Origin of the sequence: Chryseobacterium daecheongense, assembly GCA_027920525.1 — a bacterium.
Taxonomy (GTDB): Bacteria; Bacteroidota; Bacteroidia; order Flavobacteriales; family Weeksellaceae; genus Chryseobacterium; species Chryseobacterium proteolyticum.
In genome coordinates this window covers 4,072,630-4,087,858 of record CP115858.1, presented here as the reverse complement: position 1 = coordinate 4,087,858, position 15,229 = coordinate 4,072,630, and the positions used below count along the sequence as shown (strand labels likewise).

General features: G+C 36.3%; 16 protein-coding genes. 12 read left to right on the top strand and 4 right to left on the bottom strand.

Annotated features, from left to right (window positions below; all coding sequences use genetic code 11):
* The first annotated feature begins 17 nt into the window (after positions 1-17).
* From PFY10_18335 to PFY10_18290, 10 genes are all read left to right on the top strand, one after another.
* The gene (locus PFY10_18335; protein WBV56161.1) at positions 18-281 is read left to right on the top strand and encodes a hypothetical protein; all 264 of its coding nucleotides are present in this window, start codon (positions 18-20) and stop codon (positions 279-281) included.
* Positions 254-613, top strand: coding sequence for a hypothetical protein (locus PFY10_18330; protein WBV56160.1), 360 nt, complete (start codon positions 254-256; stop codon positions 611-613). The genes PFY10_18335 and PFY10_18330 overlap by 28 nt, the downstream gene beginning before the upstream one ends.
* A 43-nt stretch (positions 614-656) precedes the next feature.
* Complete coding sequence (locus tag PFY10_18325; protein ID WBV56159.1) at positions 657-1,418, top strand: AraC family transcriptional regulator; 762 nt, start codon at positions 657-659, stop codon at positions 1,416-1,418.
* 24 nt (positions 1,419-1,442) lie between these two features.
* Positions 1,443-2,591, top strand: coding sequence for an NAD(P)/FAD-dependent oxidoreductase (locus PFY10_18320; protein WBV56158.1), 1,149 nt, complete (start codon positions 1,443-1,445; stop codon positions 2,589-2,591).
* A gap of 147 nt (positions 2,592-2,738) precedes the next feature.
* Positions 2,739-4,052 carry a DUF389 domain-containing protein gene (locus tag PFY10_18315; protein WBV56157.1) on the top strand — a complete coding sequence of 438 codons (1,314 nt, stop codon included), beginning with the start codon at positions 2,739-2,741 and terminating at the stop codon, positions 4,050-4,052.
* 107 nt (positions 4,053-4,159) lie between these two features.
* The gene (locus PFY10_18310) at positions 4,160-5,008 is read left to right on the top strand and encodes a hypothetical protein (protein ID WBV56156.1); all 849 of its coding nucleotides are present in this window, start codon (positions 4,160-4,162) and stop codon (positions 5,006-5,008) included.
* A gap of 9 nt (positions 5,009-5,017) precedes the next feature.
* On the top strand, positions 5,018-5,575 hold the full coding sequence (locus tag PFY10_18305; GenBank protein WBV56155.1) for a YdeI/OmpD-associated family protein: 558 nt from the start codon (positions 5,018-5,020) through the stop codon (positions 5,573-5,575).
* A gap of 2 nt (positions 5,576-5,577) precedes the next feature.
* Positions 5,578-6,243 (top strand): hypothetical protein, encoded by a 666-nt coding sequence (locus PFY10_18300; GenBank protein WBV56154.1) that lies wholly within the window; start codon positions 5,578-5,580, stop codon positions 6,241-6,243.
* A gap of 20 nt (positions 6,244-6,263) precedes the next feature.
* Complete coding sequence (locus PFY10_18295) at positions 6,264-6,611, top strand: hypothetical protein (protein ID WBV56153.1); 348 nt, start codon at positions 6,264-6,266, stop codon at positions 6,609-6,611.
* A gap of 14 nt (positions 6,612-6,625) precedes the next feature.
* On the top strand, positions 6,626-6,775 hold the full coding sequence (locus tag PFY10_18290; GenBank protein WBV56152.1) for a hypothetical protein: 150 nt from the start codon (positions 6,626-6,628) through the stop codon (positions 6,773-6,775).
* 54 nt (positions 6,776-6,829) lie between these two features.
* On the opposite strand, the gene PFY10_18285 is transcribed toward PFY10_18290, so the two are convergent.
* The 3 genes from PFY10_18285 to PFY10_18275 all read right to left on the bottom strand — a co-directional run bounded on the left by PFY10_18285 (position 6,830) and on the right by PFY10_18275 (position 9,376).
* Entirely contained in the window at positions 6,830-7,393 is a 564-nt protein-coding gene (locus tag PFY10_18285) for a cysteine hydrolase (protein ID WBV56151.1), read from the bottom strand.
* 11 nt (positions 7,394-7,404) lie between these two features.
* Positions 7,405-8,670 (bottom strand): MFS transporter, encoded by a 1,266-nt coding sequence (locus PFY10_18280; protein WBV56150.1) that lies wholly within the window; start codon positions 8,668-8,670, stop codon positions 7,405-7,407.
* A gap of 91 nt (positions 8,671-8,761) precedes the next feature.
* The gene (locus PFY10_18275) at positions 8,762-9,376 is read right to left on the bottom strand and encodes a TetR/AcrR family transcriptional regulator (GenBank protein WBV56149.1); all 615 of its coding nucleotides are present in this window, start codon (positions 9,374-9,376) and stop codon (positions 8,762-8,764) included.
* Positions 9,377-9,565: 189 nt separating this feature from the next.
* On the opposite strand from PFY10_18275, the gene PFY10_18270 reads away from it, so the two are divergent.
* Both PFY10_18270 and PFY10_18265 read left to right on the top strand, forming a co-directional pair.
* Positions 9,566-10,201: a LysE family translocator gene (locus tag PFY10_18270; GenBank protein ID WBV56148.1), complete on the top strand. Its 636-nt coding sequence runs from the start codon at positions 9,566-9,568 to the stop codon at positions 10,199-10,201.
* A gap of 160 nt (positions 10,202-10,361) precedes the next feature.
* Positions 10,362-12,248, top strand: a complete 1,887-nt coding sequence (locus PFY10_18265) for a hypothetical protein (GenBank protein WBV56147.1) — start codon at positions 10,362-10,364, stop codon at positions 12,246-12,248.
* Between the two features lie 74 nt (positions 12,249-12,322).
* Here the strand turns inward: PFY10_18265 and polA are convergent, their stop codons facing one another.
* Positions 12,323-15,148: a DNA polymerase I gene (polA, locus tag PFY10_18260; protein ID WBV56146.1), complete on the bottom strand. Its 2,826-nt coding sequence runs from the start codon at positions 15,146-15,148 to the stop codon at positions 12,323-12,325.
* Positions 15,149-15,229: the final 81 nt, after the last annotated feature.

Sequence of the window (15,229 nt, the reverse complement as noted above, 5' to 3'; positions counted from 1 at the left end):
AGTTAAAATTCCCAATTATGAAAGTAGAACTAATTCCCGTTATAGAAATCACCAATTATGATCAAGATATTCCCACCCCCTCTATCAGGTCCATATTGGAATATGCTGATGAATGGGAAAATTATCATATTTCTATTAATTTAAGTGCAGGTTATACAAAACAATTAAAACCTTATTTTAAAGGATCTTCCTTTTATAAAATTTCTGAAATTTCTGATGCTGATCTATTAAAAATTATCAAAAAAAAATTGCCGTGGAACAAACTGAAGAAAGCGGATTAGTACATCTTATTTCTCCTCTGGATGGAGGATATGTTCTTAAAATAGATGCTAGAGATAAATATTTTCCTCAATGCTGTTGTGGACTGGATGATATAAAGAGTTGGGAAGAATTACTATCAGAAGATTCTGACAGTTATTTTTATATTGACCACCCTTCCCCTATTGTTACCCAGAATGAAAATCAAATTATTTTCGATTTTAGTGATAGTAGTATAAGTGAGGCTTTTACTCCACCTATTGCAGAAAAAATACTTATAGTTGATAGAATTCTATTGGACAAGGCGATTGAAGTCGTAAAAAATGAAGTTAATTTATTTGCAGAAAGGCTTTAAAAAAATAAATTAGAAAATTTAAATATTCCTGAAGTATTAATTTATGGAACTGACTAATAATCTTATCTATGCTTCTCAACTGCCTGAGCCTTCTCTTAAAGACTTTGTAGAAAGTTTCTGGATGTTGGATAATCCGTCAGAAACAAAAGAAACTATTCTTTTACCTGACGGAAGGATAGATATTATATTGTCACAGTCATCCACAATGCCTTTTCATATTGTTCTTTTAGGCATTGGAACACATCCTGAGGAAATTGTAATTGCTGAAAAATCCAGAACCTTTGCAATTAGTTTTAATTTACTGGCAACCGAATATATACTTCACGAAACTGTTTCTGATATTTTAGATTATGCTAAAAACCTGCCTGATAATTTCTGGGGTTTCACAGTGGATGATATGAACGATTTTAATCAGTTCTGTAAAAAAGCAACAGAGAAAATAGCATCTGAACTTTCTCTGCGGAAAATTGATGAGCGGAAACGGAAGCTGTTTGACCTTATCTACTCTGCCAACGGAGATATTTCTGTGAAAGAACTTTCTGAAAAGGTGATATGGAGTGAACGGCAGATCAACCGTTATTTTAATCAGCAATACGGTATTTCCTTAAAGTCTTATTGTGGAATTCTCAGATTCAGAGCCTCTTTTACACATATTAAAGAAGGAAAACTTTTCCCCGAACAAAACTTTAGTGACCAATCTCATTTTATAAAAGAGATTAAAAGGCTTTCCGGATTTCTCCCCAAAGAACTCAGCCAAAATAAAAACGACCGATTTATACAATTTTCTGTTCTTCCCGGGAAGTAATTTTGCTTCATAATTTAATAGATTATGATAATACAAAATAAAAAAATAGCCATTATTGGTGGTGGTCCCGGCGGGCTTACTTTGGCAAATCTCCTGCAGATCAACAAAGCTGAAGTTCAAGTTTATGAGCGTGATGAGCATAAAGATGTCCGTGTACAGGGAGCAACTTTGGATCTGCATGAAGAATCAGGACTGGAAGCTTTAAAAAGAGCCGGGTTAATGGATGCTTTTATCGCTCACTACCGTCCAGATGCGGGAAAATTAAAAATTTTAGACAAAGACCTTACAGTTTATCTCAATGAACATGACTCAGTGAATTCACATAGTGAAGACCGTCCTGAAATCGATAGGGCTCCATTAAGAAAAATTCTGTTGGAAGCACTTACTCCGGGAACCGTGGTTTGGGATAGTCAGTTTTTATCTATGGAAAAACAAGGTGATGGCTGGAGGCTTTATTTTAAAAACGGGAAATCGTATGATGCAGACATCGTTATTGCCGCTGACGGAGCCAACTCCAGAATACGACCTTATATTACAGATATTCAGCCTGTTTATTCAGGAATAACTATGGTTGAGGGAAATATTTACCACGCAGCTATTAATGCTCCAAAGCTCTGGAAGCTTGTAGAAGGGGGTAAAATTTTTGCGTTGGATGAAGAAAAAACATTATTGTTCAGCACCAAAGGAGATGGTACGCTCACTTTTTATACAGGATGTAAAGTCGATGAAAATTGGGTCAGAGAATCCGGAATCGATTTTAGTAACCGAGAGCAGATCTTCGAATGGTTCAGAAAAGAATTTGGAACATGGAATGAGATCTGGCAGGAATTGTTTATGAGTGAGGATTCATCATTTGTTGTACGTCCTCAGTACCACTACCCGCTTGATCAAAAATGGGAAACACTTCCTAACCTGACCATGTTAGGGGATGCTGCCCATAGAATGCCACCTTATGCCGGAGAGGGAGTAAATATGGCGATGCAGGATGCATATGAGCTTGCAGAATGCCTCACTAGCAACAAGTATGACACCGTCCAGGATGCTTTATCTCATTATGAAAGCCAAATGCTAAAAAGAGCTTCAGAAATTACCCGGGTTACTTTGGATAATACGGTGCTGATGCATGAACCTAAAGCTATAGAAAAACTAATGAAGATGTTTAATGGGGATTAAAACAGCTCTGTGAAGGCCATAACAAAGAAATCATAGATTGTGTTTTATACTCATATTTATTTTTTGGAATTATATCCTAAACATTTATATTTGCGAAAAAGTGAAGTAATGAGATTTTATTCTTCACCCTTATAACACACAACAAAAATGAGAAAAACGATTTCCAATTTTTTAAATCTCCATAACGGAGAAGAAAATCCTGCTATTGTTCTTGAAAATGTGACCAATAATGTATCCTTCAGGGGAGCCAATTTATGGATTCTGGCCTGTGCTATACTTATTGCGTCGGTAGGATTAAATGTAAACTCAACGGCTGTAATTATAGGAGCCATGTTGATTTCCCCACTTATGGGACCTATTGTAGGAGCAGGTTTTGCTTTGGCTACGTTTAATTTCAGTCTTTTAAAGAAATCCATGAAAAATCTGCTGATCGCCACGGTGGTCAGCTTAACAGTTTCAAGCTTATATTTTTATTTAAGTCCGTTCAAAGATATTCAGTCTGAACTGCTGGCTAGGACTTCGCCTAATATTTATGATGTCCTGATTGCTTTTTTCGGTGGAATTGTGGGAGCGATATCCATCACAAGAATTGAAAAAGGAAACCCCATTCCGGGAGTGGCCATCGCAACAGCGTTAATGCCTCCATTGTGTACTGCAGGATTCGGTATTGCAACTGCAAACTGGTCTTTTGTGGCAGGGGCATTTTACCTGTATACCATCAACTGTTTCTTTATTTGTATTTCTACCTTCCTGATCATAAAATCTCTCAAATATCAGGCTGTAGAAACCACCAATAAAGCGTTTGAAAAAAGAATACGTTATGGCATTTCGATCCTGATCATTATTATGATTGTTCCGAGTTGTTATTTGGCTTATAACCTTTTAAACCAAAAAAAATACAACCAGAATGTAGAGAACTTCATCAATGAAGAATTTTCAAAAAAAGGATATACTGTAATCTATAAAAAAGTGGATTATAATGCCAATCCCAAATCTATTGAACTTGCTTTTTTATCTACAAAATTCGACAGTACGGAAATAAAGAAATTTAATACTTCATTACAGGATTTTGGGATAAAAAACACCAATCTCGTTATTAAACAAAACACCAGCGATCTTAAAAAAGAGATCTTAAGCGAAATCAATCTTCAAAAAACCAATATTACAGAAAAGGATCTTCAGGTTAATGAATTAAAGAATGAACTGAACCTCTATAAAATGGATAATCCTGAATTGGTAAAAGAAGTAAAGATCCTCTTCCCGGAGGTTCAGGAGATGGCTATCGGAAAACTCCAAAATTATTTTACTACGGATTCAACAAGTCTGGAAACTGCTTTTATTTATCAGTCGGAAACCAAGATAGATGAAGAAAAATTAAAAACATGGTTAGTTAACCGGCTTAAGACCAGTAATATTATTGTATTCAACACCCGGAAAGATCCTGTAAAGAAAAAGAATTGAGACACACCAGCCTTGTCCGGTAGGAATAAAAGCAGATGAAATTTCATCTGCTTTTATTTTTCTCTGTAATTTGTGTAAATTCGGATTTGAATATTAACTGATATCTGATGAAAATCCAAAGAAATAAATATCTTCTTCTCAATTATATATTTGTAGTCTGTCTGCTCATTTTGTTCCTGAATGATCATTTTTTTAAATATGAATTCGCAAACTTCCTTACAGGCAAACTCTCGGATGTTGTTGGAATTATCATCCTGCCTTTACTCCTGTCTTATATTTTTCCGAGACTTAAAATTCATTCCATATGGATTGGTGCTTTACTCTTTCTATTCTGGAAATCCGGTTATTCCGAAGGGGCGATCAATTGGTATAATCAATATGCATTGATTCCTGTAACAAGAGTTGTTGATTATTCTGATCTGCTGGCTTTGCTGTTCTTGCCCATCCCATATTTCATCATTCAAAGAGCTGACAACTTACACAGGATCAAAATACCATATCTTCATCCAACCTTTATTTTAATTCCTTCATTGTTTGTTTTGATGGCTACTTCTCCCCCGCCAAGCTTCAGCTATACCGTAAGCCGTGGTAATCTGCAATGTTCAAAATGCCATATTACAGTTAATTATTCACAGGAAGAAATTGTAGACAAACTTAAAAATAACAATATTATTTTCGACACCATCTTCCCAATGAGTGAAAGAATGTTGGAAAGATATCCGGGTTTCCGTAAAAATGACATTCGCTTTTATAAAATCAAAAAGTTAGTTATTGACCGGGATACATTACGAGATCTTGATTTTGCCATGCGAAGTATTAACAGTCATAGAACCAAATTTTATTTTAACGGGATGCAGGTCAACGAAAATATTTCTACCCCTGAACTTATGAGGAAAGCTAGAAAATATTACCGGAAAATAGTATTCAGGGAATTGAAAACATCTTTAAAAAAGTAAAAGTAACGGATGGAAATACAATTTTTTTCAACACCACAGGATTTTCGGGAATGGCTGGAAAAGAACCACGAAACAAAAACAGAACTGTTGGTAGGATTTTATAAAATAGGGACAAAGAAACCCTCTATGACCTGGTCGGAATCTGTAGACCAGGCTTTATGCTATGGCTGGATTGATGGAGTAAGAAAAAGTGTAGACGACGAAAAATATACCATCCGCTTTACTCCCAGAAAACCGACAAGCATCTGGAGTGCGATCAATATAAAAAAGGTTGAAGATCTGACTCAAGCAGGATTAATGAAAACAGCGGGTCTCAAAGCATTTGCATTGAGAAAACAGGAAAAAACAGCAATATATTCCCATGAAAATGCTCTGGCCGAATTAAGTCCTGCCTTTGAAAAACAATTCAAATCGAATAAAAAAGCCTGGGATTTTTTTAGTAATCAAGCACCATCATATAAGAAAGTCATGCTGCACTGGATCATGTCTGCCAAACAGGAGAAAACCATGATATCCAGATTGGAGAAAACAATCCGTGAAAGTGAACAACAAAAACGAGTTTTATAATTATGGAAAAAAACTTCACATTAACAGGTGGTGCAAGGATTGGTCTTGCCAATGCCACTTATCCATTTGCTGACCTGTATGTTGATGCAGATATACTAAAGATTAATGCTTCCCTGGTAGGCAATCTTGTTTTCCAACCTCAGGATATTATCTCTATAAAGCCGTACACTTCAATTCCTCTGATCGGACAGGGAATCAAAATCGATCATCGCGTTGAGAAGTACAATTCAAATGTTATTTTCTGGACCTTTAGAGATCCTGCAGGAATAATCAATGAAATAGAAAAAACCGGATTTTTAGCAGCTAAAGAAAATACTGCACCTCCAAAGAATTATACAATTATTGAACAGCAAATGCAGGGTGGATTTCCTTTAAAACCTTTAGTCCCTATATTGCTGATTATTGCGTGGAATGCACTTTTCCTGTATGATTTTCTTCCTCATTCCGGAAATAAAAATACCTTACAAACATTTCCCGGGCCGGGAGTATGCTCTGCTCTGGGACTGGTCTTTATCACAGCATTACTCTCATTAATATCAAACGGCTTCAGAAGATTGATCTTAAAAAAAGGAAGGAGTTTTGAAGATATTAAGAAATTTTCCATTTTTATTTTAGGTATTACAGGTTTTATGCTGATCGTTTTTCTGGCTATAGGAACCGTGAACTAATATACAGTATCTGAGAACCTATGAAACCAACCATTTTTGATAACGAACAATACCGGATCTACATTCCTTTCCGAAAATCCATAGACTTCGAAAGCAAGCTCTGCGAAGCTAATATTGAATACTGGACTGATTCTGAAATGCAAACTGCTTCCGGTGATATCAGATTTTACTTCAATAAAAAAGATGCTGCCAGAATTGAAAAAATATTGAAGGAAAATAAGATTCAGTCAGCTGATGATTTTAAAGTTCCTTCTGATTATCCGGCATATCAAAAGCTTTATTTTAGGGCTATTGTTCTTGCTATAGCACTTTTTGTGATTGGATTTATTATTTTAAAAGTTTATCAAATTTTATTTAAAGACCGCTGATCAAATATTTAACAATGAGAAACAAACTGATCTTTATATCAGTAAAAGGCGAAAAAAAATATAAAGAAACAGTGCAACCCTACTTGGATAAAAGAAATGGAAAAGGCTGGGAAAACAGAATGGAGAAAGAAGTGGAAAATATAAAGAAAACTCCATTAAAATAAATGAGAACTAAGAAAAAATCAAAACTCCGGATTATTATCCGGAGTTTTGATTTTTTATCCTATCCAATTACCCAAACTGACCACCTCGGCCTGAATAGGAAATACTTTAGCAGTAAGTACCTGATGAACTTCAGAATCCCTGTCTGCACAACAATCTTCAATCACCGTCAATTCATAATCCTTATCTGCAGCTTCCCGTAAAGTAGATAATACTACTCCCGAAGTACTGATGCCAGTCAGTATAAGATGTCGGATCTCCTTTCCTCTTAATACAACCTCCAGATCACTTCCTGTAAATGCACTGAACCGTTTTTTTGTTACGATCACTTCATCTTTTTCAGGTTGGACTTTCTGGTGAATCTCCTGCCATTGTGCTGCAAATTCCGGAGTCCACATTTCTTTGTTTCCAAATCTGGAAAAAGTTTTGTTATGTTCACTGATCTCAGGAGCTCCGGGTCTGAAAGCAACCACGACGTAAATAACCGGGATCCCGTTTGACCTCGCATGAGAAATGGCTTTGGAAATATTGCTGACTAATGGCTTCGGATCGTCAATATTCTGTAAAATAGAATTTTGCATATCCATTACCAGCAAAGCGCTTTTGTTTGTTTCTTGCATTTTTTTTAATATTAAATTGTTTCACGAGTGAATTCCTCTTTTTCCGGAGAGGATACTTTATTTTTTTCAGGAATTGTAAATAACCTGTAGAAACATATTGCTATCAGGATTGCGAGTATTCCTTGAATCAGGAGTGTATTACTACTTCCTATATGCTCTGAAGCATATCCTGTGACTAAACTTCCCAACGGAAGCATTCCAAAAATAGCCGTTAATAAAATACTGATCGCCCTCCCTTTCATATGAGGTGCCGCTTCGGACTGCACGATAATATTACAGCTGGTCAGTTGCATCACACTTCCAAATCCTGTAAAGACCACAAACAGCATTGCCCAGTAAAAATTTGTTGACTGCGAAAACAGAATGAGCCCCAAACCAAGGGCTGCTGTACTCAGAACAAGATAGAACCTGAGCTTATCATTTCTTTTGAGTGAGGCCAGTAAAATGGTTCCTGAAACAGCTCCTAAACCTATAAATCCTGAAATATATCCAAAAGTGGATGCACTTCCTTTAAAAGTAATTTTAGCAACCTCAGGAATTAAAGTATCGTAAGGTAAAACCAGTAAACCCATCAGGGAAAGCATAAGAATTACCAAGCCGATTCTGGACTCATTTTTAAGATAAACCCACCCCTCTTTGAATTCTGAGAGTACTTTTTTATGCGTTGTTTTCTTTTCATATGTCGGCAACTTCATCATCGAAAAACAGACAATTACAATCATAAAACCAATTGCATTAAGTACAAAACAAAAACCGACATTCCAATGCTCTAATACAAAACCCGCAACTGCAGGACCTAATACCTTGCTGATACTTGATGTTGCAGAGCTGAGAGAAAGTGCACTTGGAACATCACTTTCCTCCATCACTACCTGGCTGATCATTGTTTGCCTTGCCGGAACATCAAAAGCATTGATTATTCCCAACACCACACTTAAAGCCAGAATTTGCCAGACAACAATATGATGGGTTAAAAATAAGACCGCCAGTAATGATGTTTGCAATACTGCCGCAATCTGTGTCCATCGTATGATCGTACTCCTGTTGAACCGGTCTGCCGCAACCCCTCCGGCAAAAGAAAAAAGGAATGAAGGAAATTGCTCAGCAAACACTGTAACCCCCAACATAAACGAAGAATGGGTAAGCGAATAGATGAGCCATACAATAGCTGTTCGCTGCATCCATGTTCCAAACTGGGATATGGAACGTCCTGCAAAATAATATTTGAAATTGCCACTTTTAAAAGCCCTGAATGTGCTTACACTGCTGATATTCATTATGTATAATATCTTGTTTTAATTACTAATACAACTCCAATCTAACTATTTGACAAAAATCATCAAAACGTCAAATTTTGAATAAAAAAAATCATCCTTTTATCTTCTCAACAATCATTTGGGCAAACATTTCTGCACCATCTTCCCATTGATCCTTATAATTCTCACTAACTGATTCACGTCGGATCCCACGAATGCTGCTCAGTAAAACAAACAAGAGAACATCTAGAGCTGTGGAATCAGGTTCATTAATTTCACCTGCTGTTACAGCATCGCGAATTACTTTTTTTAACAAAGCAGTCTCAGAACGCATCATCCTCTGATGAATTTCCCATATAATGTCAGAATATTTAGAGCGTTCCTCGCTATCCATACGTGCTTCAATAGCTGTTATAAAGTTTCTGGTCTTTTTAAAACCCTTTACTTTAGCAAAACAAAAAGCCCGGATGCGCGATTCTAAAGTTTCTTCTTTATAAATCATCTTTTCCAGCTCATCCTTCACTTCATCTACTAAGGAAATCATAACTGCCTCAAAAAGCTCATCCCTGTTTTTGAAATAATAATAAAGAGCACTTCTGGTCTTTCCCACAGCTTTAGCTACATCATCCATCGTCACCTTTTTAATGCCATACCTTTGATACAGATCCTGTGCGGTCTGTAAAATCTGGCTTTTTAAAATTTCTTCCTGGGAAAGTGGTTGACTCATCTGGTTAATTTTCTGTATAGAAATATTTGACAAATTTACAAATTTTGTCGAAATGAAAAATATTTTTATCTATTTTTTACTCTTTTTGATTAAAAAAACCTCTAAAAAAGTTTTATGAAGTGAAAAAGCAAGATCGGAATAGTATTTAGACTCTCCTTTTAAGGCATTTTTATACCTTTGTGAAAAATTATGATTCCTATCCATGATCTTTTATTTTTCGCTCTGGCAGCGCTTATTCTGGTCATAAGTCCCGGGCCTAACATGATCTATTTGATTTCAAGATCCATTACACAGGGAAAAAAAGCGGGACTGATTTCTCTTGCCGGTGTGGTCTGTGGCTTTTTATTTCATATTGTCATGGTTTCTTTTGGACTTACCGCTGTATTATTTGCGGTTCCATACGCTTATATTATTTTAAAAACATTGGGAACAGTATATCTTTTATACCTTGCTTATCAGGCTATCAAACCCAACAGTAAGAACATCTTTGAAGTGGATAAAGACATGACCATAGACAGTCCCCGAAAACTCTTTACCGTTGGTTTTTTAACGAATGTTCTTAATCCAAAGGTCGCTGTTTTTTACCTTTCCTTTTTCCCACAGTTTATAAAACCTCAATATGGCTCTATTTTTACACAAAGTATTGAACTTGGGATGATACAGGCCTTCACAAGTTTCACCATCAATTTCATCATTGTTCTGACCGCAGCAAAAGTAGCTTCCTTTTTTGCTAAAAATCCTCTCTGGGTGCGAATACAAAAATGGTTTATGGCCAGTGTACTGGTTTTTCTCGCCGTGAAAATGGCACTTTCAAAAGCTAAATAGATTCAGAATTCTAATAAAAAAATTAACCGTAATAATGGCAGCCTTAACAATAGTTTAAGGCTTTTTCTTATTTAAAAAAAATAGCGAAAAAGGGTAATTGAAACTGAATGGTGATTATTCCAACTTTGTTTAGAGATAAAACTAACCAAAACAAAGAGCCATGAAAAATTATTTATCAAAAACTTTAAGCCTATTCAGCGTCTTGCTTTTTCTAGGCAGCTGTACTCCGCTAAAAACCGCATTGAATAAAAAATTTCCGCCTGTTTCTACCATCGACCAGCAATATACCTCGGTTGAAAAAAACCTTTCTGAGCTTACTGATTTCAGCCCCCATATAGGAGTAAATATAGATAGGGATATCATTCTGCAATATTTACCTCCTGAGATCAAAAAAGCAGCGGAAGCGATAAATGATGAGAACATCCTGGTACAAAATGTAACTCCAAAACTATCCTTTGATAAACAGGGAATATTTGTAGAAGCTGATTTTTCAGTCAGGTTTCCTAAATATAGTATAGAAGCCACGGGGAATTTCAAAGGGGTTACTGCTGTTTCTACCAAATCAGATTCTTTATACCTGAGAAGTGCTTTAACTTCTTTAAAAATTGAAAGCATTCAATTTTTGAAACATCCCAAAATATCACAAAAGGTATTGGCAAAATTGCTTTCCCCCATTCTTAAAAATTATATCGACAATGTGAACGGACAAATTTTTAAAAAGCCAACAATTATTAATATTGGCTGGGGACAATCTTATCAGCTTAGCCTAAAGGAAATGTTTAAAAATCCGGATACTGAAATTATTGCTGACTCCATAAGAATATCACGGTTTGTAAAAAAATCATCAGTAAGAATACAATCCACAGGTATTTCGATAATGGCTGAATTAACAAAAGAGAAGCCTTTAATTAATGACTTAATAAGTCTTTCTCAAAGCAAACCTAGAAGTGAAGCTGAGTTATCTAAACTGTTCAAATCATTTAGTGAAAGGTATGAAAATTTATGGCTAAGCGTTTTTGAGCCTATTGATACAAAATCTTCAGTAACGGCTAATGTAAGCAAAGCAGAGATTTCATCGATTTTCAATGAAGCCTTTTCCAATCCTATTATTTTAAAACAAAATTTCATTATTCCTCAGACTTCATTCAATGAGAAGCTGGAAGTAAAAAGAGATGATATCAACTGCCAGAAAGTAAGAACTGATTTTAAATATCCTGATTTTAAAGGCCCAAGCTGTAACTGGAGATGCTCCAGATGGGACCCGATATGTCACAGTACAAGGGCTGCGTGCAGAGTACGAAGAGAGGCGCAAAGAGTCATTTGGCAGGCCGCCCGTGAAACGGCTCGTATTGCCCATCAAGTTGAAAATGAAGCCAAAGTAGCAGCCTGTAACGTCTGGAGGGAAACACTGGATTTCTTAGCTTTGGGAAGATTTAAAGGAGAAATATCCGGTAACGGAAAAGCGTTTGTTCATTTTCAATCTCTCCGTTTCAATCCGGATCTTTCAGAAATGAGCATGCAATACTATGGTAATGTCGATGCTACTCTGCAGTCCAATCTTGAGTTAAAGCCTGTGGACCTTGGACATATTTTCTTTTGCTTTTCCGATTATGATAAAAGAGTATCAAGTGATATTGACATTAGTATACCAGAGTCCGTATCAAAAATATCTATCATCTCAGCACGTGAAGGAGAAAACCTTCTTTTACATATCAAGCCCGATGATATATTATACAATGCATCTATACAACCAAGTCCTCTTCATAGTCTTCTGCTGGACCCTAAATTTCAGGTACAATGTCCTATCAGTGTTTTATTAACCTTAGGGCAAATAGGAATTGCTGCCGGAGAGTTTCTTAACATGGTTAAATTAGCTCCCGAACAAAAATTATTACTTTTGGGACGGACAAATGGAAAATACAGCATCGATAGCTTTAGAATTCCGTTCAAACCCATTGAGTTTAAAATCAATGGTGTCCAAAAAAAATCATCTGTATTCTGGAATAGTAAATCGATACAGTTCACCTATTTGGAACCAATCCTTTAAGATCAATAATTATCAACGAAAAAATGCTGAATTCAATTCAGCATTTTTTTATTGTTACATGAAACAATTGTATTTTAATGGGCTTCCAGCCAGTTGTTCCCTACTCCAACCTCAACCAATAAAGGAACCTGCGTTTCGATGGCACTTTCCATTTCGGTTTTGATAAGTTTTGTAGCTACTTCAATTTCTTCGATCGGTGATTCAAATACCAATTCGTCATGTACCTGCAGCAGCATTTTGGTTTGAAGATTTTGTTCATCCAATTGCTTGTCAATTTTGATCATTGCCATTTTTACAACATCTGCCGCGCTTCCCTGAACAGGAGCATTGACGGCATTCCGCTCTGCATGGCCACGCACAACAAAGTTATTGGAGTTGATATCTTTTAAATAACGCTTTCTTCCTAAAATAGTTTCTACATATCCTAGCTCGCGGGCTTTTTTAACCTGCTCAGCCATATACTCTTTCAGCTTCGGATAGGTCTCAAAATAAGCTTCGATCATCTGTTTGGCTTCTGATCTGGATAGCCCTGTTTGTTCTGCTAGTGCGAAAGCGCCCTGACCGTAAATGATTCCGAAGTTAACTGTTTTAGCCTGCCCTCTTTGTGTTTTGGATACTTCTTCCAAAGGAATTTTAAAGAGTTTCGCAGCTGTAGAAGCGTGGATATCTTCACCGTCCTGGAACGCTTTGATCATATTATTTTCACCTGAAATCTCAGCAATCAAACGTAATTCGATCTGAGAATAATCGGCTGAGATGATTTTCTTTCCTTCTCCGGAAACAAATGCACCACGAATCTGTTGTCCTCTCAATGTTCTGATCGGAATATTCTGCAAATTCGGATTTACACTTGCCAGACGTCCGGTTGCAGCAGTTGTCTGCGAGAAATTGGTATGTACACGCTCATCTTTATCAATCTGGGATGGTAAGGCATCTACATATGTTGATTTCAGTTTCTGATAGGTTCTGTATTCCAGGATATGCTGAATGATCTCATGCTTTGAAGAAAGTTTTTGAAGAACATCTTCTGAAGTAGCATATTGCCCTGTTTTAGTTTTTTTAGCTTTCGGATCAAGCTGCATCTTTTCAAATAATATTTCTCCTAATTGCTTAGGAGAGTTCATATTGAATTCCTCTCCTGAAAACTCGAAAATTTTAGATTCAAGCTGTTTCAGATCGTTTTCAAGGTCAATACTTTCCTGAGCCAACCATTTTTCATCAAGAGAAATCCCCGCCAGTTCCATTTTTGCCAGAACGACCATTAATGGCATTTCTATTTTAAAAAACAGGTCTTCAAGGTTTTCTTTTTTCAATTGCGGAGCAAAAAGCTCATATAATTGGAACGTTACATCTGCGTCTTCCGCAGCATAGTCCGTTTGTGTCCTTAAATCTGCGTCTCTGAAAGTTCCCTGCTTCTTACCTTTTTTACCAATAATGGTTTCTATGGAAACAGGTTTATAATTTAAATATACTTCTGAAAGGTAATCCATTCCGTGTCTTCCGTCCGGATTCAGAAGATAATGAGCAATCATAGTATCGAACATTGCACCTTTTACAGTAATGCCGTATTGCTTTAATATCTTGTAATCGAATTTCAGGTTATGGGCTACCTTAAGAAGATCTTCTTTTTCAAAAAAAGGTCTGAAAATTTCTAATGTTTGCAGCACTTCTCCTTGATCTTCTGACAAAGGTATGTAATAAGCCAATCCTTTCTTATAGGAGAAACTCATTCCTACCAATTCAGCTTCCAACTCATTTAAAGAAGTTGTTTCTGTATCAAAACATACTACCCTTTGCTGTAATAAATTGTTAACAAGGATTTTCTGTGCCTTAGGATTATCTATAAACTGGTATAAATGTTCGTTGTGTTCTATTGTTGATTTTGTAGAAGTCGCCTGATCCAATTCCTCATAAGTAGCAAACAGATCAAGCTGTGTAACCTGACCCTTTACCTGAGTTCCGGCAGGAGTCTGTGTAACCTCAACCTCACTTACCACAACAGTTTCTGTAGGAGCAAAAGCACGGTAAAGATTTTCATATAATCTTCTGAATTCTATCTCGTCAAAAACCTGTTTTACTTTTTCAAAATCAGGAGTTTCAAGATCGTATTGTTCCTGATGGAACTCGATAGGAGCATCACAAATAATGGTGGCTAGTTTTTTAGATAAAATTCCTCTTTCTGCCGATGCTTCTACTTTTTCTTTCAACTTTCCTTTTAACTGATGGGTATTGGCTAAAAGATTTTCGATACTTCCGTATTCTTTCAGGAATTTCATCGCAGTTTTTTCTCCTACTCCTTCTAATCCCGGAATATTATCTACGGCATCCCCCATCATCGCCAGGAAGTCAATCACCTGTTTCGGATCATCGATTTCATATTTAGCTTTTACTTCTTCTACACCAAGAATTTCTATATCTCCTCCCTTTAAACCTGGTTTATAGATCTTGATTTTATCGGTAACCAATTGGGCAAAGTCTTTGTCGGGTGTTACCATAAAAGTAGTATATCCTTCTTTTTCTGCTTTGCAGGCAATGGTACCGATTACGTCATCCGCTTCATATCCTTCAACCCCTAAGTAAGGGATATGCATGGCTTCCAAAATCCTGTGAATGTACGGAACGGCAATCTTGATCGCCTCAGGGGTTTCACTTCTGTTCGCCTTATAATCTGCAAAATCATCTGTTCTTACACTGGCTTGTCCTACATCAAACACCACTGCCAAATGCGTAGGTCTTTCTCTTCTGATCAATTCGATCAGAGAGTTTGTAAAACCAAAAATAGCCGAAGTATCAATTCCCGTACTCGTTAACCTTGGATTTCTGATCAATGCGTAATATCCTCTGAAAATCATCGCATAAGCATCGATGAGAAATAACCTTTTATCTTGAGTTGCGTCCATATTTTCTATAATGAACAAATATAAGAAAATAGGAATATTTATGTTCTACAATTAAAGATGAGATTTTTAATTTTAAAGTTC